This window comes from Paraburkholderia bengalensis, assembly GCF_037126505.1.
Classification (GTDB): domain Bacteria; phylum Pseudomonadota; class Gammaproteobacteria; order Burkholderiales; family Burkholderiaceae; genus Paraburkholderia; species Paraburkholderia bengalensis.
In genome coordinates this window covers 52,079-73,584 of sequence record NZ_JACFYJ010000034.1, presented here as the reverse complement: position 1 = coordinate 73,584, position 21,506 = coordinate 52,079, and the positions used below count along the sequence as shown (strand labels likewise).

The following is a 21,506-nucleotide window of genomic DNA, read 5'->3' as shown; positions in this document are numbered from 1 at the left end:
GCCCCGCTGATCGCCGTGTGCATCGCCGTGATGCTCATCGCCGCTGCCTTCAACACCATCAATCTTCTCGAAGCTTACGGAAGCGGACCGCCGTATTACGCCCGAACCGTCAACATGGACAAATGGCAAAACCCATTGCCCGCGCTCGCCGTCATCGATCTGGCAGCGTTCGTCCTGTTTCTTTTACGCGTCCGATGGTGCACGCGGCCCGCCAGCGGCCGCAAGTCCTGCAAGCCCTCTCCCTGACGCGAACCCTCCAACCGCGCTAGGATGTCAGTCCGACCGTCATCCGACAGACGAGGACGCTGCCATGCCCGCGCTGCGCGCTGCGAATCTGCTTGCCACCGCCGAAGGGATGCGCCTGCACTCCAGCGAGTGCGCGCGATGGCAGCGCTGGGGTCCCTATCTGAGCGAGCGTCAGTGGGGCACGGTGCGTGAGGATTACAGCCCCAACGGCACGGCATGGGACTACTTGCCGCACGATCACGCGCGCAGCCGCGCATACCGCTGGGGCGAAGACGGCATCGGCGGATTCGGCGACGAGACGCTGGACTGGTGCGTGTCGATTGCGATGTGGAACCGGGCCGATCCCATTCTGAAGGAGCGCCTGTTCGGCCTGACGAATCAGGAAGGCAACCACGGCGAAGACGTCAAGGAGCTGTACTTTTACCTGGACGGCACGCCGACGCATTCCTATATGCGTATGCTCTACAAGTATCCGCACGCCGCGTTTCCGTATCAGGATCTCGTCGAAGAGAACGGCCGGCGCGGCACGGACTTGCCCGAATACGAAGTGCTCGACACGGGCGTGTTCGACGATCTGCGTTATTTCGACGTAACCGTCGAGTATGCGAAGAACACGCCCGAAGACATCGTGATGCGCGTCACCGTCGAAAATCGCGCCGACGAATCCGCTTGCATCGATCTGCTGCCGCAATTCTGGGCGCGCAATAAATGGTCGTGGAACGGCGCCGCCGAGCGCCCGCTTCTGAAGAAGGAAACGGTGCACGGCGTGACGCGGCTGCTGGGCACGCACCCGGGCCATGAGCCGATCGTCGTCACGGCGTGGTCGCCCGATACGACCGTGCTCGAATGGATCTTCTGCGAGAACGACACGAACGTCCGGCGTCATTTCGGCATGGAAGGCGACGGCCCCTTCAAGGACGGTTTCAACGATTACCTCGTGCACGGCGACGCGAACGCCATACGCCGCGACGCAGGCACGAAGGCGGCTGTGCATCTGCCGCTCAATCTGCCTCCGCACGGCACGGCTGTCGTGTATCTGCGCTGGCGGCCCGAGTTTTCCTGCGATGAAACGCCGCTCGACGCCGCCGATCTGTTCGCGCAGCGCATCGCCGATGCCGACGCGTTCTATGTGGCGTTGCAGCACGACATCGAAGGCGCGGACGAGCGGCTCGTGCAGCGCCAGGCGCTCGCGGGCATGCTGTGGTCGAAGCAGTTCTACCAGTTCGACGTGCAGCGCTGGATGGACGGCGACCCCGCTCAGCCCGAGCCGCCCGCGTCGCGCAAGCAGGGACGCAATCGCGATTGGCGGCATCTGTGCAATGCCGACATCGTGTCGATGCCCGACAAATGGGAGTATCCGTGGTACGCGTCGTGGGATCTCGCGTTTCATGCCGCCGCGTTCGCACTGATCGATCCCGAGTTCGCAAAACGTCAGCTGCTGTTGCTCGTGAAAGACCGATACATGCATCCGAACGGGCAGATTCCCGCCTACGAATGGGCGTTCAGCGATGCAAACCCGCCCGTGCATGCATGGGCCGCGTGGCGTGTCTATGAGATCGATCGCGCGCTGACGGGAAAGGGCGACCGCGATTTTCTCGAACTCGTCTTCCACAAGCTGCTGCTGAACTTCGCGTGGTGGGTGAACCGCAAGGACGCGGACGGCCGGAATATTTTCCAGGGTGGATTTCTCGGGCTCGACAACGTCGGCATTTTCGACCGCTCGTCGCCGCTGCCGACGGGCGGTCATATCGATCAGGCCGACGGCACCGCGTGGATGGCGGCCTATGCGCTGGACCTGATGCGCATCGCGCTCGAACTCGCGTTTGCGAATCACGTGTTCGTCGATATCGGCGTGAAGTTCTTCGAGCACTTTCTGTACATCGCGCAGGCCGTCAGTTGCGAAGACAACTGCGACACAGGGCTGTGGGACAGCGAAGACGAATTCTTCTACGACAAGCTGCGCCTGCCCGACGGCAGCAGCATACCGATGCGTGTGCGCTCCATCGTCGGGCTGATTCCGCTGCTCGCCGTGCATGTGCTTGAAGAGCGTCTGCACGGCTCGCTGCCGGGCTTGCGCGACCGGCTGGTCTGGTTCCTGCGCAACAAGCCCGACCTCGCGCGGCTGGTGTCGCGCTGGAACGAGCCGGGGCGCGGCAACAGCCTGCTGCTGTCGCTGCTGCGTGGGCATCGGATGAAAGCGCTGTTGCGGCGCGCGCTCGACCAGGCCGAGTTCCTGTCCGATCACGGCGTGCGCGCGCTGTCGCGCGTGCATCGCGATCAGCCGTACGTTTACCGGCACAACGGCCAGAGCTTTTGCGTGAAGTATCTGCCCGCCGAATCGGACACGCGCGTGTTCGGCGGCAATTCGAACTGGCGCGGGCCTGTGTGGATGCCCGTCAACTATCTGCTGATCGAATCGCTGTACGAGTTCCATCGCTACTATGGCGACGATTTCCGCGTCGAGTATCCGACGGGCTCGGGCAAGCAGCTGTCGCTGGCCGAAATCGCCGATGCGCTCGCGCGGCGCGCGACGACGCTGTTCCTGAAGGACGCGAACAACGAGCGCCCCGTGATGGCCGCGTATCCGCTGCTGCAGGCGGACCCGCGCTCGCAGGATCTCGTGCTCTTTCACGAATACTTTCACGGCGATAACGGACGCGGCATTGGCGCCTCGCATCAGACGGGATGGACGGGCCTGGTCGCGTTGCTGCTGCAGCCGCGCGAGGCCGCAAGCTCGGGCGTGCTGCCCGCGACGGGTGAGATGCCCGAGCGCGAGCGCGATGCCGCCCCCGTGAAGTAGATCGCTTCGCCCGCAGCCGATGCATCCGTTCGATTGAACCGCGCGGCATCGAGCCGGGTCTTTCGGATACCGCCCTTCGTGGCTCATTGACGGAACGCCTGCCATGTCCAACGACGCGAAAACGACCGACGCTTCTCCCGCCGCCCAGCCCGCCAGCTGCAAGATCGGCGCGGGGCCGCATGCCGCTGCCGCCGGGCCTGCCGGCAAGCAGCCCGCGCCGCCTTGCACGCTCGTCATCTTCGGCGCGGGGGGGCGACCTCACCAAACGGCTGCTGACGCCTTCGCTTTACAACCTCACCGTCGACGGACTGCTCGACGACGGCATGCAGATCATCGGCGTCAATCATGGCGAACGCGAGACCAAGGCATGGCTCGCCGATCTCGGCCAGTCGCTGCAGCAGTTCGCCGCCGACAAGGCGAGCGAAGCGTACACCGGCACGGTCGATGAAAAGGCCTGGCAGTGGCTGTCTTCGCGCATGGAGTACATGGCAGGCGAGTTCGATTCCGACGACGTGTACGAAGCGCTCAGGCAACGCATCGACACGACGCCGCACGCCAACGCGATCTTCTATCTCGCCGTGGGCGCGCGCTTCTTCAGGCCGATCGTCGAACGTCTCGGCAAGCATGGTTTGCTCAAAGAAGACGACGCAGAAAACGGGGAAGGCAAGCGCGGCTTCAGGCGGCTCGTGATCGAGAAGCCGTTCGGCACCGACCTCGCTTCCGCGCGCGATCTGAACGCGCACATCCTGCGTTTTGCGCAGGAATCGCAGGTGTACCGCATCGATCACTTTCTCGGCAAGGACACTGTGCAGAGCATTCTTGCCGTGCGCTTCGCGAACGCGATGTTCGAGCCCATCTGGCGGCGCGAGTACATCGACAGCGTGCAGATCACGGCGGCGGAGACGCTGGGCGTCGAGGGGCGCGGCAAGTTTTACGAGCTGACGGGTGCTTTCCGCGACATGGTGCCGAATCATCTGTTCCAGCTGCTCGCGATGGTCGCGCTCGAACCGCCCACATCGTTCGATGCCGAAGCCGTGCGCGACAAGAAGGCCGAATTGTTCGATGCGCTGGTGCCGCTGACACCCGAAGACGTCGTGTTCGGTCAATACGAAAGGGGCGATGCGGGCGTCGGTTATCGCGAGGAGCGCGACGTTGCGCGCGACAGCACGACGGAGACCTATGCCGCCGCGCGCGTGTTCATCGACAACTGGCGCTGGGCCGGCGTGCCGTTCTATTTGCGCACGGGCAAGCGCATGAGCACGAAGCGCACCGAAATCGCCGTGCAACTGAAGCGCGTGCCGTTCCTGATGTTCCGCGACACGCCCGTCGAGGCGTTGACGCCGAACGTCTTCACGCTGCGCATCGACCCTTCGCAGGGCACGCGTTTCGACTTCAACGTCAAGGTGCCCGGACCGACGATGCAGATCGGCAAGGTGCGCTCCGCGTTCAACTACAACGACTTCTTCACGGAGCGCGCGAACGTCGGTTACGAAACGCTGCTGTATGACTGCATGCTCGGCGACGAGACGCTGTTCCAGCGCGCCGACAGTATCGAATCGAGCTGGTGCGCCGTGGATCGCGTGCTGCATCCCGAAGGCGGCGCGCTGCCGGTGCACGGCTACCCGGCGGGCAGCAGCGGTCCGAAGGAAGCCGACGAACTGCTCGCGCGCGACGGCCGCGCGTGGCGCCCGCTATCGAACGACGACAACAGCCATCATGAATGAAAGGGGACACGTCTTGGTTAAAGGCAAATACGAAGCCGCCACCGGCGCGGAACGGATACTGGCGATCGATATCGGCGGCACCGGACTGAAGGCGGCCGTGATCGACGCGGACGGCGCGATGCAAAGCGAGCGTGTACGCGTGGCGACGCCGCATCCGTGCACGCCGGAGCAACTCGTCGATACGCTTGCCGCACTCGTGAAGCCGCTCGTCGACGCACATCATCCGTCGCTGATGTCGATCGGCTTTCCGGGCGTGGTGCGTGAGAACCGTGTGCTGACGGCGCCGAACATCGGGGACGCCGGCTGGCGCGGCTTCGCGCTCGCGCAAGCGCTGGCGTCGCGCGTGGGGGGCTTGCCCGTGCGCATGATCAACGACGCCGAAATGCAAGGCTTCGCGGCGATCGAAGGGGAGGGCATCGAGTTCGTGCTGACGCTCGGCACGGGCGCGGGCACGGCGCTCTTTCGTGACGGCGAGCTGATGCCGCATCTCGAGCTTGCGCATCATCCCGTGAGCAAGGGCCGCACCTATGACGAGTACATCGGTAATGCGGCGCGCGAGAAGGCGGGCAACAAGCGCTGGAATCGCCGCGTCGAGAAAGTGATCGGCATCCTCGCTTCGCTCGTCAACTACGACAAGCTGTGGATCGGCGGCGGTAATGCGGAGCGCCTGACGTTCGAATTGCCGTCGAATGCCGCCATCGTATCGAACGCGGCGGGCATCGAAGGCGGCGCGAGGCTCTGGCATCCGAAATCGGTGCGCGAGACGCGGCAATTGCCGGAAGCGAACCAGAAGTCAGGCGTGTTCGGCTGAGGCGAACGCGGCTCACGGCGCGCGTGGAATAAACGGGCATGGCCGTTCGTTTCCTGCACGGCGGTCACGCACGCAGGACCGCGCCTCGTTCGACGGAGCCGCTCGATGAAAACAACGCTTGCATTCGCCCGCCTAATATCCGTTTTGCTGTTTGCGGCGGCGGCATCCATCGGCGCGCCGCAGGCCTACGCTGCCGACGCCTTCGAGGTAAGCTCGCCCGGCACGCCCGACGGCGGCACGATCGATTCGAGCCACGCAGCCAGCGCGAACCATTGCGGCGGCGACAACCTGTCGCCTGCCGTGCAATGGCGCAACGCGCCCTCGGGCACGCGCAGCTTCGCCGTGACGCTGTTCGATCCCGACGGCGCCAAAGGCATCGGCGTGATTCACTGGGTGCTGTACGGGATACCTGCGTCGATCAACGCGATGGCGCACGGCGCATCGGCGCCCCCGGGCAGCACAAGCGGTATCAACCGCACGGGGCAGCCGGGCTATTACGGCCCGTGCCCGCCCATCGGCGACGTGCCGCATCACTTCGTGCTGCAGGTCTATGCGCTCGATCTCGCGCCCGACGCGCTGCCGGCCGGGCTCAATCACGACGCGTTTCTCGCGGCTATCAACGGTCATGCGCTGGCTGCGAGCAGCACCGTGCTGCGCTACGGGCGCTAGCGCAGCGAGGCGCGATCAGCGCGGCGCGTCGCCCCAGCGGTACTCGACGGTGGCATCGTCGAGCTGCTTCTTCAGTTCCGGGTCGAGTGCGAGGTCGACGGCGGCAAGCGAGTCGTTCAACTGATCGACGCGGCTCGCGCCAATAATCGCCGACGTAATGGTGGGATTCGCCAGCACCCACGCGATCGCCGTTTTCGTCAGCGGCTCGCCCGTTTTTGCGTTGATGTCGCGCAGCGTCTCGATGGTCTTGAACTCGCGCTCGTGCCAATAGCGATCCGAGTACATCGCGCCCGCCTGGCCGACGGTTGCCGTGAAGCGTCCTTCCGAAGGCTTCGTGTCGTGCCGGTGCTTGCCCGTCAGCAGGCCGCCTGCGAGCGGGTTGTACGGAATCACGGCCAGGCCCTCTTCGTCGGCGAGGGGCAGCAGTCCGCGCTCGATCTGGCGGAACAGCAGGTTGTAGCGCGGCTGCACGGACACGAAGCGCGCGACGCGCAACACGTCCGCGCGGCCCAGCATGCGTGCGAGCCGGTACGCGAGATAGTTCGACACGCCGATATAGCGCGCCTTGCCCGAGCGCACGATGGCATCGAGTGCTTCGAGCGTTTCGTCGAGCGGCGTGTCGCGGTCGTCGGAATGCAGCTGGTACAGGTCGACGTAATCGGTGTTCAGGCGGCGCAGCGAATCGTCGATGGCGTCGAGCAGATGCTTGCGCGACGCGCCCTGATTCCACGGATGCGGACCGACCTTGCCGACCGCCTTGGTCGCGAGAATGAAACGCTCGCGCTTGCCTTTGAGCCAGCGCCCGATGATTTCTTCGGTGCGGCCCGCGAGATTCTCGCCGCCGCCAAGCGGATAGACGTCGGCTGTATCGATGAAATTCACACCGGCGTCCGTCGCCTTGTCGAGAATGGCGTGCGAGACGTCTTCCTCGGTTTGCAAGCCGAACGTCATCGTACCGAGACACAAACGCGAGACAGTAAGACCGGTGTTGCCGAATTTGCGGTATTGCATGATCGACTCCGCGATAACAGGACAATGAAGGGTTGAGTGGCCGACAAGAGACAGAGCATAGCGGCTCTCGTCCATTCGCGTGGCGGGGCTGCCGCAAAGCATTCATTGCGCTGACAGCGCGCGCCGATCGAAATAAACTTTCAGAACGGGCAAGATCTAAACGGTTTTGTCGCCAGACGGAAATTCGACTGGGGGTTCATCTTCGATGAGCGCAGAACGAGACGACAGCGAGGCCGCGGTGATCCGCCTTGGGCGTTCGCGCGCATGGGCGGTCGCTGCGGGTGTGACGGCCATTGCGATGGGCGCGGCCGTGGCCTGCGTGATTGCCGTCAGGAGAAAAAAGGGCAACGCGCGCGTGCCCGAGCCGCTCAAGAGCGTCGATCTGGATCGCTATACGGGGCACTGGTTTGAGTTCGCGCGCTACGACAATCACTTCGAGCGCGGCCGCGATTTCGTCACGGCCGACTATGCAAAGCGCGAAGACGGCTCGATCAGCGTAATCAACACGGGCCGCGAAGGCGGAGAGGGCGGCGTGCGGCGCATCGCGCGCGGCAAGGCGCGCGTGGTGCCCGGCTCGAACAACGCGAAACTGAAGGTGTCGTTTTTCGGGCCGTTCTACGTTGGCGATTACTGGGTGCTCGATCATGCCGACGACTACGGCTGGTCGATCGTCGGCGAACCGGGCGGCACCTACCTCTGGATACTCACACGCGAAGCGCAGCCCGCCGTCGAGTTGCAGCGCGCGTTGCTGCAGCGCGTGCATGCACTGGGTTACGACCTGTCGATGCTGCGCCGTACACGGCACTGAATGCGGTTGAAAATTTTTCTATCGGCCTTTCCTTTTGCGAAGGCGCGACGCCGTGCATTCCATCTCGCGACGTCGCGACCGCCGTTTGCGCGGTAACTCTTGCCTTTTCCCCGAATCATTTGGCGCAATTCGTGCCGCAAGTCACGCCGCTTTTTCCGTCGGCACGGATTTCGCATCGTTGTCCGCATGGCTGCCCGCAGGGTCCGCGCAGACATCTGCGGCTTTCTCAACGCGAGTGTGACCTGCCCACGTAAAGAATCGAGTGAAGGAACCGTGGCCTGTCGCACCAGAACTGCGTCATATGTCATGGATACCAACCGAACTCTCACGACCATTCGAAGCGGCGCGCACCGCATCACCGATCATCGCGACGACATCTACTTCGCAGCGGTATCGACCACGCGCATGCCCATGATCGTCACCGATCCGCATCAGCCCGACAACCCGGTGATCTTTGCGAACTACGCGTTTTTGCGCATGACGGGTTATGAATTGCCCGAGATCATCGGCAGCAACTGCCGCTTTTTGCAGGGGCCGGAAACGGACCGCGCAACCATCGATGAAGTGCGCGCCGCTGTCGCCGACCGGCGCGAACTCGCGACGGAGATCCTCAACTATCGCAAGGACGGCTCGACGTTCTGGAACGCGCTGTTCATTTCACCCGTGTTCGACGAGCAGGGCAAACTCGTGTACTTCTTCGGCTCGCAGCTCGACGTGAGCCGCCGGCGCGATGCGGAGGACGCGCTGCATCAGGCGCAGAAGATGGAAGCGCTCGGACAGCTGACGGGCGGTATCGCGCACGACTTCAACAACCTGCTGCAGGTGATGGCGGGCTACGTGGACGTGCTGCAGATGGGCATCGACGGCGCTGCGGGCAGCAGCGTGCAAGGCCCGGCGATGGCGCAGAGCCTCGATCGGATTCGCGGCGCGGTGGCCAAGGCGACGACGCTCACGCAGCAGTTGCTCGCGTTTGCGCGCAAGCAGAAGCTGGTCGGGCGCACCGTCAATCTGAACACGCTCGCGGACAGCATGGTCGAACTCGCGCGGCGTACGCTCGGCGAGAACATCTCGCTCAGAACCGAATACGAGGAGGGGCTGGGCAACTGCCGCGTCGATTCGACCCAGCTGGAAGTGGCGCTGCTCAACGTGTTGCTCAATGCGCGCGACGCGCTCTCTGCCCAGCGCGACGGCATGGTGACCGTGCGCACGGAAACCGTCGATCTGGACCAGCAGGAGATGATCGGCTTCGCCGATCTGCGGCCCGGCCGCTACGTGACGATCGCCATTTCGGACAACGGCTGCGGCATACCGCCCGAGATCGTGGACCGGGTGATGGACCCGTTCTTCACCACGAAGGACGAGGGCAAGGGCACGGGTCTGGGGCTGTCGATGGTCTATGGCTTTGCCAGGCAGTCGGGCGGTGCGGTGAACCTGTACTCGGAGCCGGGTGTGGGGACGACGCTGCGCCTGTATTTCCCCGCCGTCGAAGGTCACGCGCAGCGCCGGCCGTCCGCGCCGAAGGCCATCGAAAAGGCAGGCAACGAAATGATCCTGATCGTCGACGACCGCGTCGAAGTGGCGGAAGTCGCGCAGGCGATGCTCGAGCAGACCGGCTATCGCACGCACGTCGTGCTGAACACGAAAGAAGCGATGGACATTCTGCAGAACGGTACGCGCGTCGATCTGCTGTTCACCGATCTCATCATGCCGGGCAACATGAACGGCGTGATGCTCGCGCGCGAGGCGAGACGGCTTCATCCGAAGATCAGGGTGCTGCTGACGACGGGCTATGCCGATGCCTCGCTCGAACGGACCGACGCAAGCGGCAGCGAGTTCGACATCATTCACAAGCCGTATCGGCGGGCGGAGCTGGCGCGTAAGGTGCGCATCGTGTTGAATGGGCCGACGGGTGTCGGCTAGCGTTCGGAGTTTCCGGTTTCGGGCGAAGCGCTCGGAACGCGCGAGCCGTCTTGCGGTGCGTGTTTCCTCGCGTTCCATCCGCCACGCCACCCGGATAAAATTCGCATTCGATTCCGTTCAACCTCGGCGAATCGCTCCGCACGAACGCTTGCGGCGCATTCGCGTTTCAACCGGATCTCGAATGTTGCCACCTGCCACGCCTGATAACGAGCGCGAACGCATCGAGACGTTGCGTTCGCTTCACATACTGGACACGCCACCCGAAGAGCGGTTCGACCGCCTCACGCGACTCGCGCGACGCCTGTTCGGCGTGCCGATTGCGGCCGTCACGCTGGTCGACAGCCACCGTCAGTGGTTCAAGTCGCATCCGGGCCTCGACGCCTCGGAAACGCCCCGCGACGTGTCGTTTTGCGGCCACGCCATTCTCGGCGATGAACTGTTTCTCGTGAACGACGCATCGCTCGATGCGCGCTTCGCCGACAACCCGCTGGTTCTCGGTGATCCGAATATCCGCTTCTACGCGGGCTATCCGCTCACCGTCGACAATGGCAGCCGGCTCGGCACGCTGTGTCTGATCGACGTGAAGCCGCGCGCGCTCGACGACGAAGAGCGTGTGCTGCTGCGCGATCTTGCACGCATGGCTGAACAGGAAATCGCGGCCGTGCAGCTCGCGACGACGGATGAATTGACGGGCCTGTCGAATCGCCGCGGCTTCGAAGCGCTCGCGCAGCATGCCATCAGGCTGTGCAAGCGCGCGCAAAAACCGGCGTCGCTACTGTTCTTCGATCTGAACGACTTCAAGCAGATCAACGACGTGTATGGTCACGCGGAAGGCGATCGTGCGTTGATTGCATTTGCAACGGTGTTGCGCACGGCCCTGCGCGAGACCGATGTGATCGGCCGGCTAGGCGGCGATGAATTCGTTGTGCTGCTCATCGACTCGGATGACGACGGAACGATGCAGACCATCGAGCGGTTCAGGCATCAGCTGAACATCCACAACGATGCGGCGCAAACGCCGTATCAATTGCACTGCAGCGTGGGCACGGCCACCTGGGCGCCCGACAGCGCGCTTGGCATCGGCGAGTTGCTCAATCAGGCCGACGGCGCGATGTACGCGAACAAACGCGCGCAACGCTAGCACTCGGGCGGTCGCGCAAACGTTTGTCGCCGCCGCCCGCATGGAGACTGCGCGCGACTGCGCGACTCGCGCGCTTCTGTTGGCGCCTAGCGGTTTACCTGCACCCAGCGTTCCTCGCGTTCGAGGCGCAGCAGCGCGTGTTCGAACATCGCTCGCGCACGGCCCGAGATATTGGCGAGGTAGACGTGCAGCAGCGCATCGGCGGGCGTGCGCGACGCGCAGCTGACGCTGTACTGCTCGAACGCGCTCAACTGCATGATGATGTTCGCCAGATGCTTCGGGCACTCGCACGCAATCGTCGTCGATGCATGCGCCATGGCCATCAGCGCTTCGTCAGAGTAGTGCCGTTGCGGCGCCGGTTCGCGCGTGTCGGGCTGCACGGCTGTATGGCCCGAGTCGCGCTGGATTTCCTTCATCATCTGCGCGATCGAGTTCGGGTCGAGCGGCTCGCGTATCGCGCGCACGCCCACGCGCTCCAGCAGACTCAGCGTGTTCGCCGCCGCGAACGCGTACACGACGACGATATTTTCCGCATGCGTCGCCGCGCTCAGCGCGAGCACGCGTTCGACATCGTCCGCATGCAGCGAAGGCAGATGAACGATGAGCACGTCGGCGGGCTGGTTCATGCGTTCGGAGAACGCGGCCGTCATGTTTTCGAACACCTTCGGCTCGTTCGCGAGCTCGGCCTGCATCGCGTGCAGATGCTGGCGCAGCGTGTGCGCGAGCGCGGTGCCGACGATGCGCAGCCGCAGGCCCGGGCGTCCTTCGCCAAGCGGCGAGACGGGCGTCTTGTCGACGTGCATGAAGGCGAGCCGTTCGAGCTCGCTGGTCTGCAGGGTCGCGATGGAGCCGATCGAATAGCCGCGATCCACAAGCCCTTTGATCATCGCCACGCGACGCACGTCGGCCTCGCTGTAGAGGCGATGTCCCGATTCCGTCGTAGGCGGCGCCACGACGCCGTAGCGGCGCTCCCAGATCCGCAGCGTGCCGACGGGAAGATTGGCCATCCGCGCGACGGCGCCGATCCGATAACGCGGCACGACTTCTGGATCATCCACTGTGTTGTTCATGACTCGAAAACCCTTGAGAAGTCGATTCGAGTCTAACAAGCACGATAATGTTTTGAGGCGGATTTTTTTGCTCAAAGCGCGCGCGAAACCGCATGCATCAATGCTCTGCGGGCGAAACACCTTTTCCAGACAAGCATTTGCGGCTTCTTGCCCAGCTTCTGTCCCGCATCAGGAACTCGCGTATCGCAGCGATGTTGTTCCCGTTTTGTCCAGGATTGCTTGCCGCGCGCGAGGACAGGAATCCTTCACGTTGAATGCATCTATAGCGAACGCGTGTGTGTCGAGCCGCGCACGATCAGTTGCGGCGGCGACGTCACGCACATGCGCTGCGCTTTTTGCTGCGCAGCACGCGAGGGCCGCTCGATCAGCTCGCGCAGCAACGACACCGCGAGTTCGGCGGCTTCGACCGTCGGCACAGCGACCGTGGTGAGCGGCGGGCGCGATTGCTGTGCGAGCTGGATGTCGGTGATGCCGATGACGGACAGATCGTGCGGCACGTCACGTCCGAGATCCGCGGCGGCATGGATCGTGCCGAGCGCGGGCAGGTCGTTGGTCGCGAAGATCGCCGTCATTTGCGCGTCGTGCTCGAGCAGGTTGCGTGCGGCGGTGTAGCCGCCCTCGATCGTGTCGGGTGCATGCCGCACGCTTTTCGCCGGGATTTTCAGGCCCGCTTCGCGCATGGCGTCGACGAAGCCTTCGTAGCGCGAAGCATGAATGCCCGACGGCTTGCTGCCGACGATCGCCCCGATGCGCGTATGCCCAAGTTCGATCAGATGCTCGGCAGCCAGCCGGCCCGCCCGTCGAAAGTCGACGGCGACGCACGGCAAGCCGGGCGGATCATCGGGCCTTTCCCACATGCACAGCACCACGGGCGCGCCGCGCGCCTGCGTTTTGTGCAGATCGTCGAAGTCGAGGTTGGCGTTCATCACGAGCACGCCTTCGGACAGCGTGCCCGCAATCTGTTCGAGGTAGGCGCGGCCCGCCTGCGGATCTTCGTTCGTGTTGCAGATGATCACGAAGTGGCCGCTCGTGCGCGCCGCGCGTTCGACGGCGAGCGCGAACTCGGGATAGAACGGGTTGGCGATGCTCGACACCATCAGCGCGATGGTGGGCGCGCGGCCTTCGGCGAGCGCGCGTGCCGCGAGATGCGGACGATAGTTGAGCGCTTCGACGGCTTCGAGCACGCGCTGACGCGTCTGTTCGCCTACGCGCCCGCGGTTGCGCAGCACGTTCGATACGGTGGCCGACGTGACGCCGGCGCGGCGCGCGACTTCGCTCAGAGTAGACATGTTTTTCGCAACGCCTCTTCAATATGTGGGACATGCGTTCATCATTTGCATTGGCCGCGAAGGCGGGGCACCATGCGCGAAACGACAGAACGATATCGGAGACAGCCTTAAGCCGCCTTCAACACGCCGGCAAGGTTCATGAATCGAGCCAGCGATCGCCAAGCGATCGTTTTTTCGGCCGATCAGATTAAGCGCTTAATCTCCGCTTCGGGCTGATTAAATCACGGAGTCGAAGCGATGGCGAGCATTTCGTTGAAGGGCGTGCAAAAGGCGTATGGAGACAGCGCGCCCGTGATCCGCAACGTCGATCTGGAGATCGGCGAAAACGAGTTTTGTGTATTTCTCGGACCGTCGGGCTGCGGCAAATCCACGCTGCTGCGCATGATCGCGGGGCTAGAGGACGTCACGGACGGCGACCTGTCGATCGGCGGGCGCATCGTCAACGACGTGCCCGCGGCGGAGCGTGGTGTCGCGATGGTGTTCCAGAGCTATGCGCTCTTTCCGCACATGAGCGTGTACGAGAACATGGCCTTCGGCCTGAAGCTCGCGAAAAAGCCGAAGGCGGAGATCGACCGCAAGGTGAAGGAAGCGGCGCGCATTCTGCAACTCGAAGCGCTGCTCGATCGCAAGCCGCGTGCGCTGTCGGGCGGCCAGCGGCAGCGCGTCGCGATTGGCCGCGCGATTGTGCGCGAGCCGGCCGTGTTTCTGTTCGACGAGCCGCTGTCGAATCTCGATGCCACGCTGCGCGGCCAGACGCGTATCGAAATCGCGCGTCTGCACAAGCAGTTCGCGACCGCGAGCGTGGTCTACGTGACGCACGACCAGACGGAAGCGATGACGCTCGCCGACAAGATCGTGCTATTGCATTCCGGCAAGGACACCGAGCGCTACGGCAGCATCGCGCAGATCGGCGCGCCGCTCGAGTTGTATCACCGGCCCAGTAGCCGTTTCGTCGCGGGCTTCATCGGTTCGCCGCGCATGAATTTTCTGCCCGCAAGCGTGATAGCGATCGACGCGCAAGGCGTCGACGTCACGCTGCAGCGCACGAATGAAGTCGTGCGCGTGGAGGTGGATGGCAGCACGCTGCAAGGCGGTCAGCCCGTCACGCTCGGCGTGCGTCCCGAGCATCTCGAACTCGTCGCGAGCGATATGTCACAACGTCACGCAACGCTCACGCGCGCGGTGTCGCTGATCGAACATCTGGGCGAACACAGCTACGTGCATCTCGAACAACCGGGCGGCGACGTGCTGATTGCGAAAGTGCCCGGCAATGCGCGCATCGAGCAAGGGCAACGCGTGACCTTCGCCGCGCCTCCCAAAGCCTGCCATCTTTTCACCGACGACGGATTCGCCGTGAAGGCGCTTCATTCCGTCGAACACTACGCTTAAGGAATACGCATGCGCCTTGGAGTCTGTTACTACCCGGAGCACTGGCCGGAATCGATGTGGGAAGACGACGCGCGCCGCATGAAGGCGCTCGGCATCGAGCAGGTGCGGATTGCGGAATTTGCATGGAGCCGCATGGAACCGTCGCCGGGCGAATACGACTGGGGCTGGCTCGACCGCGCCGTCGATGTGCTGGGCAATGCGGGCCTGCAAGTGGTGATGTGCACGCCGACGGCTACGCCGCCGAAGTGGCTGATCGACCGGCATCCCGACATCCTGCCCGTCGGTGCAGATGGACGGCCGCGCGCGTTCGGCTCGCGGCGTCATTACGATTTCTCGTCGCCGTCGTATTTCGAAGCGTCGCGCAAGATCTGCACGGCTGTCGCCGAGCGTTATGGCAAGCATCCCGCCGTGGCGTACTGGCAGACGGATAACGAGTTCGGTTGCCACAACACGGTGGTCAGCTATTCGCCCGCTGCTGTCGCGCGGTTTCGCGTGTGGCTGAAGGAACGCTATCAGACCATCGATGCGTTGAACCGCGCATGGGGCACCGTGTTCTGGAGCATGGAATACCGCAGCTTCGACGAAATCGACGCGCCCATTGCGACGGTCACGGAAGCGCATCCTTCGCATCGCCTGGATTACCGCCGCTTCGCGTCCGATGAAGTCGCGCGCTATAACCGCATGCAGGTCGAGATCATCCGTGCGCATTCGCCGGGGCGGCCCGTGGCGCACAACTTCATGCAACTCTTCACCGAGTTCGATCACTACAAGGTCGCGCGCGATCTCGACGTGGCGACGTGGGACAGCTATCCGCTCGGCGCGCTGGAAGAGCAGTGGTACGCGCCGGAGATCAAGGCGAAATTTCTGCGCACGGGGCATCCCGACTTCGCGTCGTTCAATCACGACGTGTATCGCGGCATGTCGAAGCTGCCGTTCTGGGTGATGGAGCAGCAGCCGGGGCCCGTGAACTGGGCGCACTGGAACCCAGCGCCGCTGCCGGGCATGGTGCGTTTGTGGAGTTGGGAAGCGTTCGCGCACGGCGCGGGCTGCGTGTCGTACTTCAGATGGCGTCAGGCGCCGTTCGCCCAGGAGCAGATGCACGCGGGTCTGAACACGCCCGACAATCGCCTCGATATCGGCGGCAGCGAAGCGGAGCAGGTCGCGCATGAGATCGCCGACGTGCTCGCGTCGAACCATGACGCGAACGCCGACGTTCGCGGCAAGATCGCGCTGATCTACGACTACGAGGCGAAGTGGCTGTTCGAAATTCATCCGCAAGGCGCGGATTTCCACTATCCGCGTTTTGCATTCGAGTACTACTCGGCGCTGCGTTCGCTCGGCTTCGACGTCGATGTGATTTCCGCCGATGCGCCGCTCGACGGCTACCGCATGATCGTCGTGCCGCCGCTGCCCGTCGTGCCCGGCGACTTCGCGGTGCGGCTCGCGGCGTCGGGTGGGCAGATCGTGCTCGGTCCGCGCACGGGCTCGAAGACGCCTGACTTGCAGATTCCCGCCAACCTGCCGCCGGGCGCATTGACGTCGCTGTTGCCGATTCGCGTGTGGCGCGTCGAATCGATGCGGCCCAACGTGACGGAGCCTGTGTTCATCAACGGCACGGGCGACGCGCAGCGCGAAGGCTGTGCGCGTCACTGGCGCGATCTGATCGATGCCGCCGACGAGCGCAGCTTCGGCGTGCGCGCGCGTTTTGCCGACGGTCATCCTGCGTATGTGCAGCACGGCTCGGTGCACTACTTCGCGAGCCTGTTCGACGATGGCCTCACGGCCTCGCTGTTCGCGCGCATCGCGACGGAAGCGGGGCTCACGCCAACGCCGCTTGGCGACAGCGTGCGCGTGAGCCGGCGCGGCAAGCTGACCTACGTGTTCAACTACGCGAACAGCAAGCATGTGATCGAAGGCGTCGATGCGGCGCGCTTCGTGATCGGCACGCATGAAGTCGGGCCGCAAGGCGTAGCCGCATATCGGACGGAGTAAGGACGGAGTAACGCAGTTATCAGGCAATGAGGAAGTGATCCGGCAAGAACCACGCAAGACAATGACAGGAGACAAAGAATGACAGCAAAGCACTTCAACGCGCGCAAGGTGATGGCCACGATGACGTTGGCCGTTGCGGCCGCCGTGTCATCGTTCGGTTTCATGCAGACGGCCGACGCGGGCACGCTCACGATGAACATCGCGTTCAAGGGCGCAAGCCAGCGCGCCGTGTGGCAATCGGTGCTCGACGACTTCAAGAAGGCGCATCCGGATATCGACGTGAAAGCGTCGTTCATCGATGAAGAAGCGTACAAGGTGCAATTGCCCGGCTGGCTCTCGACGGTGCCGCCCGACGTGCTCAACTGGCACAACGGCGAGCGCATGGCGTACTACGCGCGGCGCGGCCTGTTCGAAGACCTGAGCGGCGACTGGAAGAAGAACAACTGGGACAGCATGTACGCCTCGACGAAAGAATCGTCGACGTACAACGGCAAGCAGTACGCGGCGCCGACCGTGTATTACTCGTGGGGCCTGTTCTATCGCAAGGATCTGTTCCAGAAGGCGGGCATCACATCGGAGCCGAAAACGTGGGACCAGCTGATGGACGCGTGCAAGAAGCTGAAGGCCGCGGGCATCACGCCGTTTGCCGTGGGCGGACGCGATGCGTGGACGCTCGCAGGCTGGTTCGACTATCTCGACCTGCGCATCAACGGCAACGCGTTTCACCAGAAGCTGATGGCGGGCGACGTGCCGTACACCGATCCGCGCGTGAAGAAGGTCTACACGACGTGGAAGCAGTTGCTCGACGATCATGACTTCATCGACAACTCGCTGTCGTACGATCTGGACGCCGCGCAGCCGTTCCTGTTCCAGGGCAAGGCGGCGATGATGCTGATGGGCACGTTCATCACGGGCGGTTTCCCGCCGAACGTGAAGCCGAACATGAGCTACTTCCAGTTCCCGATCATCGATCCGAACGTGCCGACGGCGGAAGACGGTCCCGTCGAATCGCTGCACATTCCCGCCAAGGCGAAGAACAAGGCCGATGCGCACACGTTCCTCGCGTTTGTCGAAACGCCGGAGCAGGGCGCGAAGCTCGCGACGGGTCTGGGTTCGTTGTCGGCGAACAGCAAGTCGCCGGAACCGGAAGATCCCATTTCGAGGATCGGCTTCCAGATTCTGTCGAATACGAAGGGCGGCATCGCGCAGTTCTACGATCGCGATATGACGAAGGAAATGGCCGACGAAGGCATGAAGGGCATGCAGCAGTTCGTCGCCGATCCGACGAAGCTCGACGCGATCCTTGCGCAGCTCGAACAGACGCGCAAACGCATCTACAAGAAGTAATGATGTGAGCGCCGGACCGCGCCTGTTTCAGGTCCGGCGCGCAGCAAGCTCAGGAGATTGGTCGTGTCGCATTCCGTCACCCGTCAGGACATCAACGGTACGCCGCCTGCGCCGCAGTCGGCGCCCAAGCCCGCGCCGCATGCCGCGCGCAGCAAACGCGGACCTTCGCCCGCCGCGCGACGCCAGCGCCGGGCCGCATGGCTCTTTCTCGCGCCCGCCTGCGTCATGGTCGCGATCTATGTGGTCTGGCCGATCCTGTCGTCGATCTGGCTCAGCTTCTACAACTGGGACGGCATGACCGACAAGGCATTCGTCGGTCTCGCGAACTACATCGAGCTGTTCCAGGCGCCCACGTTCTACACGGCGCTGAAGAACAACCTGATCTGGCTCGTGCTGTTCCTGCTCGCGCCACCGATGGGCCTCGCCGTCGCACTGTATCTAAACCAGGCGGTAGGCGGCATGCGCGTGGTGAAGTCACTGTTTTTCGCACCGTTTGTGCTGTCGGGCGTGGTGGTGGGGCTGATTTTCTCGTGGTTCTACGATCCGACCTTCGGCTTGCTTGCGCTGATTCTCGGCCACGGCGTGCCCGTGCTCGGCGATGCGCACTACGCGACCTTCGGCATCATCTTCGCCGCGCTGTGGCCGCAAACCGCCTACTGCATGATTCTCTATCTGACGGGTCTCACCACGCTCAACAGCGAACAGCTCGAAGCCGCGCGCATGGAAGGCGCGAAGGGCTGGTCGATGCTGTGGCACGTCGTGCTGCCTCAACTGCGGCCCGTCACGTTCATGGCTGTGGTCGTGACCGTGATCGGCGCGCTGCGCAGCTTCGATCTGATCTCGGTGATGACGGGCGGCGGGCCGTTCGAAAGCTCGACCGTGCTCGCGTATTACATGTACGACCAGGCGATCAAGTACTACCGCATCGGCTATTCGGCGTCGATTGCCGTGGTGCTGTTCGCGATCATGCTCGTGTACATCGTCTATCACCTGCGCCGCATGCTGCGCAGCGAACAGTAAGGAGCGGGCCATGTATCCGATGCCCATCGCCAAATGGAAGCCGCTGAACCGGCGCCTTTACAAACTCACGCTGCCCATCGCGCTGCTGATCTGGCTGCTGCCGATGATCGCCGTGCTCGTCACGTCCGTGCGCTCGACGGAAGAACTGGCCGAGGGCAACTACTGGGGCTGGCCCAAGCACATCGCGTTCATCGACAACTACCGCGAAGCGCTCACCACATCGCCGGTGCTGCATTACTTCTGGAACAGCGTGCTGATCACGGTGCCTTCCGTGATCGGCTCGATTGCGCTCGCGGCGATGGCGGGCTTCGCGCTCGCGATCTACCGGTTTCGCGGCAACACCGCGCTATTCGCGACCTTCGTCGCGGGCAACTTCGTGCCGATCCAGATCCTGATGATCCCCGTGCGCGACCTGTCGCTGCAACTTGGCATCTTCAACACGCTGAGCGCGCTGATTCTCTTTCACGTGTCGTTTCAGACGGGTTTCTGCGCGCTCTTCCTGCGCAACTTCATCAAGCAGTTGCCGTTCGAACTGGTCGAAGCGGCGCGCATCGAAGGCGCGGGCGAGTGGACCGTGTTCTTTCGCATCGTCTTGCCGCTGATCCGCCCCGCGCTGGCCGCGCTCGCCATTCTCGTGTTCACGTTCGTCTGGAACGATTACTTCTGGGCGCTGTGTCTCACGCAGGGCGACGACGCGGCGCCCATCACCGTGGGCGTCGCGGCGCTCAAGGGGCAATGGACGACCGCGTGGAATCTCGTGTCGGCGGGCTCGATTCTCGCGGCGTTGCCATCGGTGGCGATGTTCTTCGCGATGCAGAAGCACTTTGTCGCGGGGCTGACGTTCGGCGCGACGAAGGGCTGAGCCGGATTGATTGCACGTTTTACCGTTGTCTCCTTGTAGAAGGTTGCCCGCGCAAGCGGGCTTTTTTCTTTGCGCCGATCAAGGAGGCAGTGCGCTTTCGAGCGCGCTATCGAGTGCGCTATTGCCCGGCTGGCACGGCGCTGCGCACGCCGGCGAGAGGCGACCCGTACCCGCCCGATTGCGCATTGTTCGGTGTGCCGTTCGCGAGTTGCGCGCGCGGATCGACGGGATTCAGATTGAGTTCGCCCGCCTGCTGGTTGCCGTGGGTCTTGTATTCGCTGGCGAGCGGCGCATTCGGCATCAGACGTGTGCTGTTCATCGGCGCATTCATGTCGTCGTAGACGGAAAGGCCTTGTGCCTGCGATGAAACCGCGCCCAACGACAGCGCAGCCGCTGCGGCGAGTTGAAGGGAAACGAGAGTCTTGCGCACGATGCACTCCTTGTTCGAAGAAGGGCGCCTGTGCCACATCGAGCCGACGTGCGTGCGCCCGCAGTCCGCTTTAACTATTGGCTATCGTGTGCGGGAGTTCAAGGCGCGGGCAGAAGGATCGATCGCGGCGAACGTGCCGCGTCGCGCTTTTGTTTCAGTTCGCGCGCGCAGCAGCGGGTTGAACGCCGCACGCGCCGCAACGATCATGCGCACGCGCTTAGATGCAGCGCGCGCCAGGCGCTCAGGACTTCTCGCCCGCGATCTCGCCCGCCGCGCGCCGCGCCGCGCGCAAAATTTCGTTTGCCAGTTCCGGCTGAGCCTTCAGGACGGCCCGCGATGTCGCAATCGCGCCGATCAGCGCCGATGCAATGGCGACGGCCTTCTGGCGGTGATCGCCCTTCACCTTGTGCGCGGCGAGGTGCTTCTCGAACACCGCGGCCATCAGTTCGAACCCTTCGCTGTAGCGCGCGCTGATCGTCTCGTCCTGACGGCCCACTTCGCTCGCCGACGCGGCCATCGCGCAGCCGTTCGCCACGTCGTCGCGTTTTTCCTCCGACAAGTAGCTGTCGAGCAGTTCGCTCAGGCTCGGCAGATGGCCGTCGTGCGGCGTCGTCATGCGTTCGTGGCTGATCTGCAGCCCGTGCGCGAGCGCTTCCGCCGCGAGCGCTTCCTTCGACGGGAAATGCGCGTACAGCGCGCCGTGCGTGAGTCCTGCCGCCTTGCCGATCTCGGCCACACCGACGCCGTCGATGCCGCGTTCCCGGAACAGGCGCGCGGCCGTCTCGACAAGAGCAGTGCGGTTTTGCGCCGCCTTTTCCTTGCTGACTTTCATCGCTGATCCACCTTTCGCAAAAAAGCGATGTCAAAAACCGCTTGACACGTATTGATTGCGATCACTATCATTAATTTAAGATTGCAGTTGCAATTATAAAGCGGCTGCCGGCGGATGTCCGCCTCAAACCCCTCAATTTTTTCGG

At 63.6% G+C, this 21,506-nt stretch carries 17 protein-coding genes and 1 pseudogene; 13 read left to right on the top strand and 5 right to left on the bottom strand.

The annotated features are described in order from the left end of the window. Positions 1-30: 30 nt before the first annotated feature. The 5 genes and pseudogenes from H3V53_RS20695 (at position 31) to H3V53_RS20675 (ending at position 6,250) form a co-directional block, all read left to right on the top strand. On the top strand, positions 31-246 hold the full coding sequence (locus H3V53_RS20695) for a hypothetical protein (protein WP_336599553.1): 216 nt from the start codon (positions 31-33) through the stop codon (positions 244-246). A 64-nt stretch (positions 247-310) separates the two neighbouring features. Then, the gene (locus H3V53_RS20690; protein ID WP_336599552.1) at positions 311-3,046 is read left to right on the top strand and encodes an MGH1-like glycoside hydrolase domain-containing protein; all 2,736 of its coding nucleotides are present in this window, start codon (positions 311-313) and stop codon (positions 3,044-3,046) included. Positions 3,047-3,149: 103 nt separating this feature from the next. Beyond that, positions 3,150-4,770: pseudogene (zwf, locus tag H3V53_RS20685) on the top strand (glucose-6-phosphate dehydrogenase). Between the two features lie 13 nt (positions 4,771-4,783). Next, positions 4,784-5,581, top strand: coding sequence for an ROK family protein (locus H3V53_RS20680; protein ID WP_336599551.1), 798 nt, complete (start codon positions 4,784-4,786; stop codon positions 5,579-5,581). A gap of 105 nt (positions 5,582-5,686) precedes the next feature. Further along, positions 5,687-6,250 carry a YbhB/YbcL family Raf kinase inhibitor-like protein gene (locus H3V53_RS20675; RefSeq protein WP_082426615.1) on the top strand — a complete coding sequence of 188 codons (564 nt, stop codon included), beginning with the start codon at positions 5,687-5,689 and terminating at the stop codon, positions 6,248-6,250. Between the two features lie 15 nt (positions 6,251-6,265). Here the strand turns inward: H3V53_RS20675 and H3V53_RS20670 are convergent, their stop codons facing one another. Further along, positions 6,266-7,261, bottom strand: a complete 996-nt coding sequence (locus H3V53_RS20670) for an aldo/keto reductase (protein ID WP_336599550.1) — start codon at positions 7,259-7,261, stop codon at positions 6,266-6,268. A 205-nt stretch (positions 7,262-7,466) separates the two neighbouring features. Between H3V53_RS20670 and H3V53_RS20665 the strand changes: the two genes are divergently transcribed. The 3 genes from H3V53_RS20665 (at position 7,467) to H3V53_RS20655 (ending at position 11,130) form a co-directional block, all read left to right on the top strand. Continuing rightward, the gene (locus H3V53_RS20665) at positions 7,467-8,069 is read left to right on the top strand and encodes a lipocalin family protein (protein ID WP_336599549.1); all 603 of its coding nucleotides are present in this window, start codon (positions 7,467-7,469) and stop codon (positions 8,067-8,069) included. A gap of 306 nt (positions 8,070-8,375) precedes the next feature. Then, the gene (locus H3V53_RS20660) at positions 8,376-9,989 is read left to right on the top strand and encodes a hybrid sensor histidine kinase/response regulator (protein WP_336599548.1); all 1,614 of its coding nucleotides are present in this window, start codon (positions 8,376-8,378) and stop codon (positions 9,987-9,989) included. 181 nt (positions 9,990-10,170) lie between these two features. Beyond that, positions 10,171-11,130, top strand: a complete 960-nt coding sequence (locus tag H3V53_RS20655; protein WP_336599547.1) for a sensor domain-containing diguanylate cyclase — start codon at positions 10,171-10,173, stop codon at positions 11,128-11,130. An 86-nt stretch (positions 11,131-11,216) separates the two neighbouring features. On the opposite strand, the gene H3V53_RS20650 is transcribed toward H3V53_RS20655, so the two are convergent. Next, positions 11,217-12,200: a MerR family transcriptional regulator gene (locus tag H3V53_RS20650; protein ID WP_336599546.1), complete on the bottom strand. Its 984-nt coding sequence runs from the start codon at positions 12,198-12,200 to the stop codon at positions 11,217-11,219. A gap of 260 nt (positions 12,201-12,460) precedes the next feature. Then, on the bottom strand, positions 12,461-13,489 hold the full coding sequence (locus H3V53_RS20645; RefSeq protein WP_336599545.1) for a LacI family DNA-binding transcriptional regulator: 1,029 nt from the start codon (positions 13,487-13,489) through the stop codon (positions 12,461-12,463). A 237-nt stretch (positions 13,490-13,726) separates the two neighbouring features. Here H3V53_RS20645 and H3V53_RS20640 point away from each other — a divergent pair, with 237 nt between their 5' ends. The 5 genes from H3V53_RS20640 (at position 13,727) to H3V53_RS20620 (ending at position 20,099) form a co-directional block, all read left to right on the top strand. Beyond that, complete coding sequence (locus H3V53_RS20640; protein ID WP_336599544.1) at positions 13,727-14,878, top strand: ABC transporter ATP-binding protein; 1,152 nt, start codon at positions 13,727-13,729, stop codon at positions 14,876-14,878. A 9-nt stretch (positions 14,879-14,887) separates the two neighbouring features. After that, a complete protein-coding gene (locus tag H3V53_RS20635; protein ID WP_336599543.1) occupies positions 14,888-16,870 on the top strand; it encodes a beta-galactosidase in 1,983 nt (660 codons plus the stop codon). A 78-nt stretch (positions 16,871-16,948) separates the two neighbouring features. Beyond that, positions 16,949-18,217, top strand: coding sequence for an ABC transporter substrate-binding protein (locus H3V53_RS20630; RefSeq protein ID WP_054919291.1), 1,269 nt, complete (start codon positions 16,949-16,951; stop codon positions 18,215-18,217). Between the two features lie 63 nt (positions 18,218-18,280). Beyond that, the gene (locus tag H3V53_RS20625) at positions 18,281-19,237 is read left to right on the top strand and encodes a carbohydrate ABC transporter permease (protein ID WP_336599542.1); all 957 of its coding nucleotides are present in this window, start codon (positions 18,281-18,283) and stop codon (positions 19,235-19,237) included. A gap of 10 nt (positions 19,238-19,247) precedes the next feature. Beyond that, positions 19,248-20,099 (top strand): carbohydrate ABC transporter permease, encoded by an 852-nt coding sequence (locus H3V53_RS20620; protein ID WP_336599541.1) that lies wholly within the window; start codon positions 19,248-19,250, stop codon positions 20,097-20,099. Positions 20,100-20,217: 118 nt separating this feature from the next. On the opposite strand, the gene H3V53_RS20615 is transcribed toward H3V53_RS20620, so the two are convergent. Beyond that, a complete protein-coding gene (locus H3V53_RS20615; RefSeq protein ID WP_336599540.1) occupies positions 20,218-20,529 on the bottom strand; it encodes a hypothetical protein in 312 nt (103 codons plus the stop codon). Between the two features lie 241 nt (positions 20,530-20,770). Further along, positions 20,771-21,361 carry a helix-turn-helix domain-containing protein gene (locus H3V53_RS20610; protein ID WP_336599539.1) on the bottom strand — a complete coding sequence of 197 codons (591 nt, stop codon included), beginning with the start codon at positions 21,359-21,361 and terminating at the stop codon, positions 20,771-20,773. Between the last annotated feature and the right edge of the window lie 145 nt (positions 21,362-21,506).

Excerpts from the sequence above, each read along its gene's own strand:
- H3V53_RS20660 (WP_336599548.1), top strand. The coding sequence starts at position 8,376 with ATGGATACCAACCGAACTCTCACGACCATTCGAAGCGGCGCGCACCGC.
- H3V53_RS20670 (WP_336599550.1), bottom strand. The coding sequence starts at position 7,261 with ATGCAATACCGCAAATTCGGCAACACCGGTCTTACTGTCTCGCGTTTG.
- H3V53_RS20610 (WP_336599539.1), bottom strand. The coding sequence starts at position 21,361 with ATGAAAGTCAGCAAGGAAAAGGCGGCGCAAAACCGCACTGCTCTTGTC.
- H3V53_RS20645 (WP_336599545.1), bottom strand. The coding sequence starts at position 13,489 with ATGTCTACTCTGAGCGAAGTCGCGCGCCGCGCCGGCGTCACGTCGGCC.
- H3V53_RS20640 (WP_336599544.1), top strand. The coding sequence starts at position 13,727 with ATGGCGAGCATTTCGTTGAAGGGCGTGCAAAAGGCGTATGGAGACAGC.
- H3V53_RS20675 (WP_082426615.1), top strand. The coding sequence starts at position 5,687 with ATGAAAACAACGCTTGCATTCGCCCGCCTAATATCCGTTTTGCTGTTT.
- H3V53_RS20690 (WP_336599552.1), top strand. The coding sequence starts at position 311 with ATGCCCGCGCTGCGCGCTGCGAATCTGCTTGCCACCGCCGAAGGGATG.
- H3V53_RS20655 (WP_336599547.1), top strand. The coding sequence starts at position 10,171 with ATGTTGCCACCTGCCACGCCTGATAACGAGCGCGAACGCATCGAGACG.
- H3V53_RS20695 (WP_336599553.1), top strand. The coding sequence starts at position 31 with ATGCTCATCGCCGCTGCCTTCAACACCATCAATCTTCTCGAAGCTTAC.
- H3V53_RS20650 (WP_336599546.1), bottom strand. The coding sequence starts at position 12,200 with ATGAACAACACAGTGGATGATCCAGAAGTCGTGCCGCGTTATCGGATC.
- H3V53_RS20630 (WP_054919291.1), top strand. The coding sequence starts at position 16,949 with ATGACAGCAAAGCACTTCAACGCGCGCAAGGTGATGGCCACGATGACG.
- H3V53_RS20635 (WP_336599543.1), top strand. The coding sequence starts at position 14,888 with ATGCGCCTTGGAGTCTGTTACTACCCGGAGCACTGGCCGGAATCGATG.
- H3V53_RS20665 (WP_336599549.1), top strand. The coding sequence starts at position 7,467 with ATGAGCGCAGAACGAGACGACAGCGAGGCCGCGGTGATCCGCCTTGGG.
- H3V53_RS20620 (WP_336599541.1), top strand. The coding sequence starts at position 19,248 with ATGTATCCGATGCCCATCGCCAAATGGAAGCCGCTGAACCGGCGCCTT.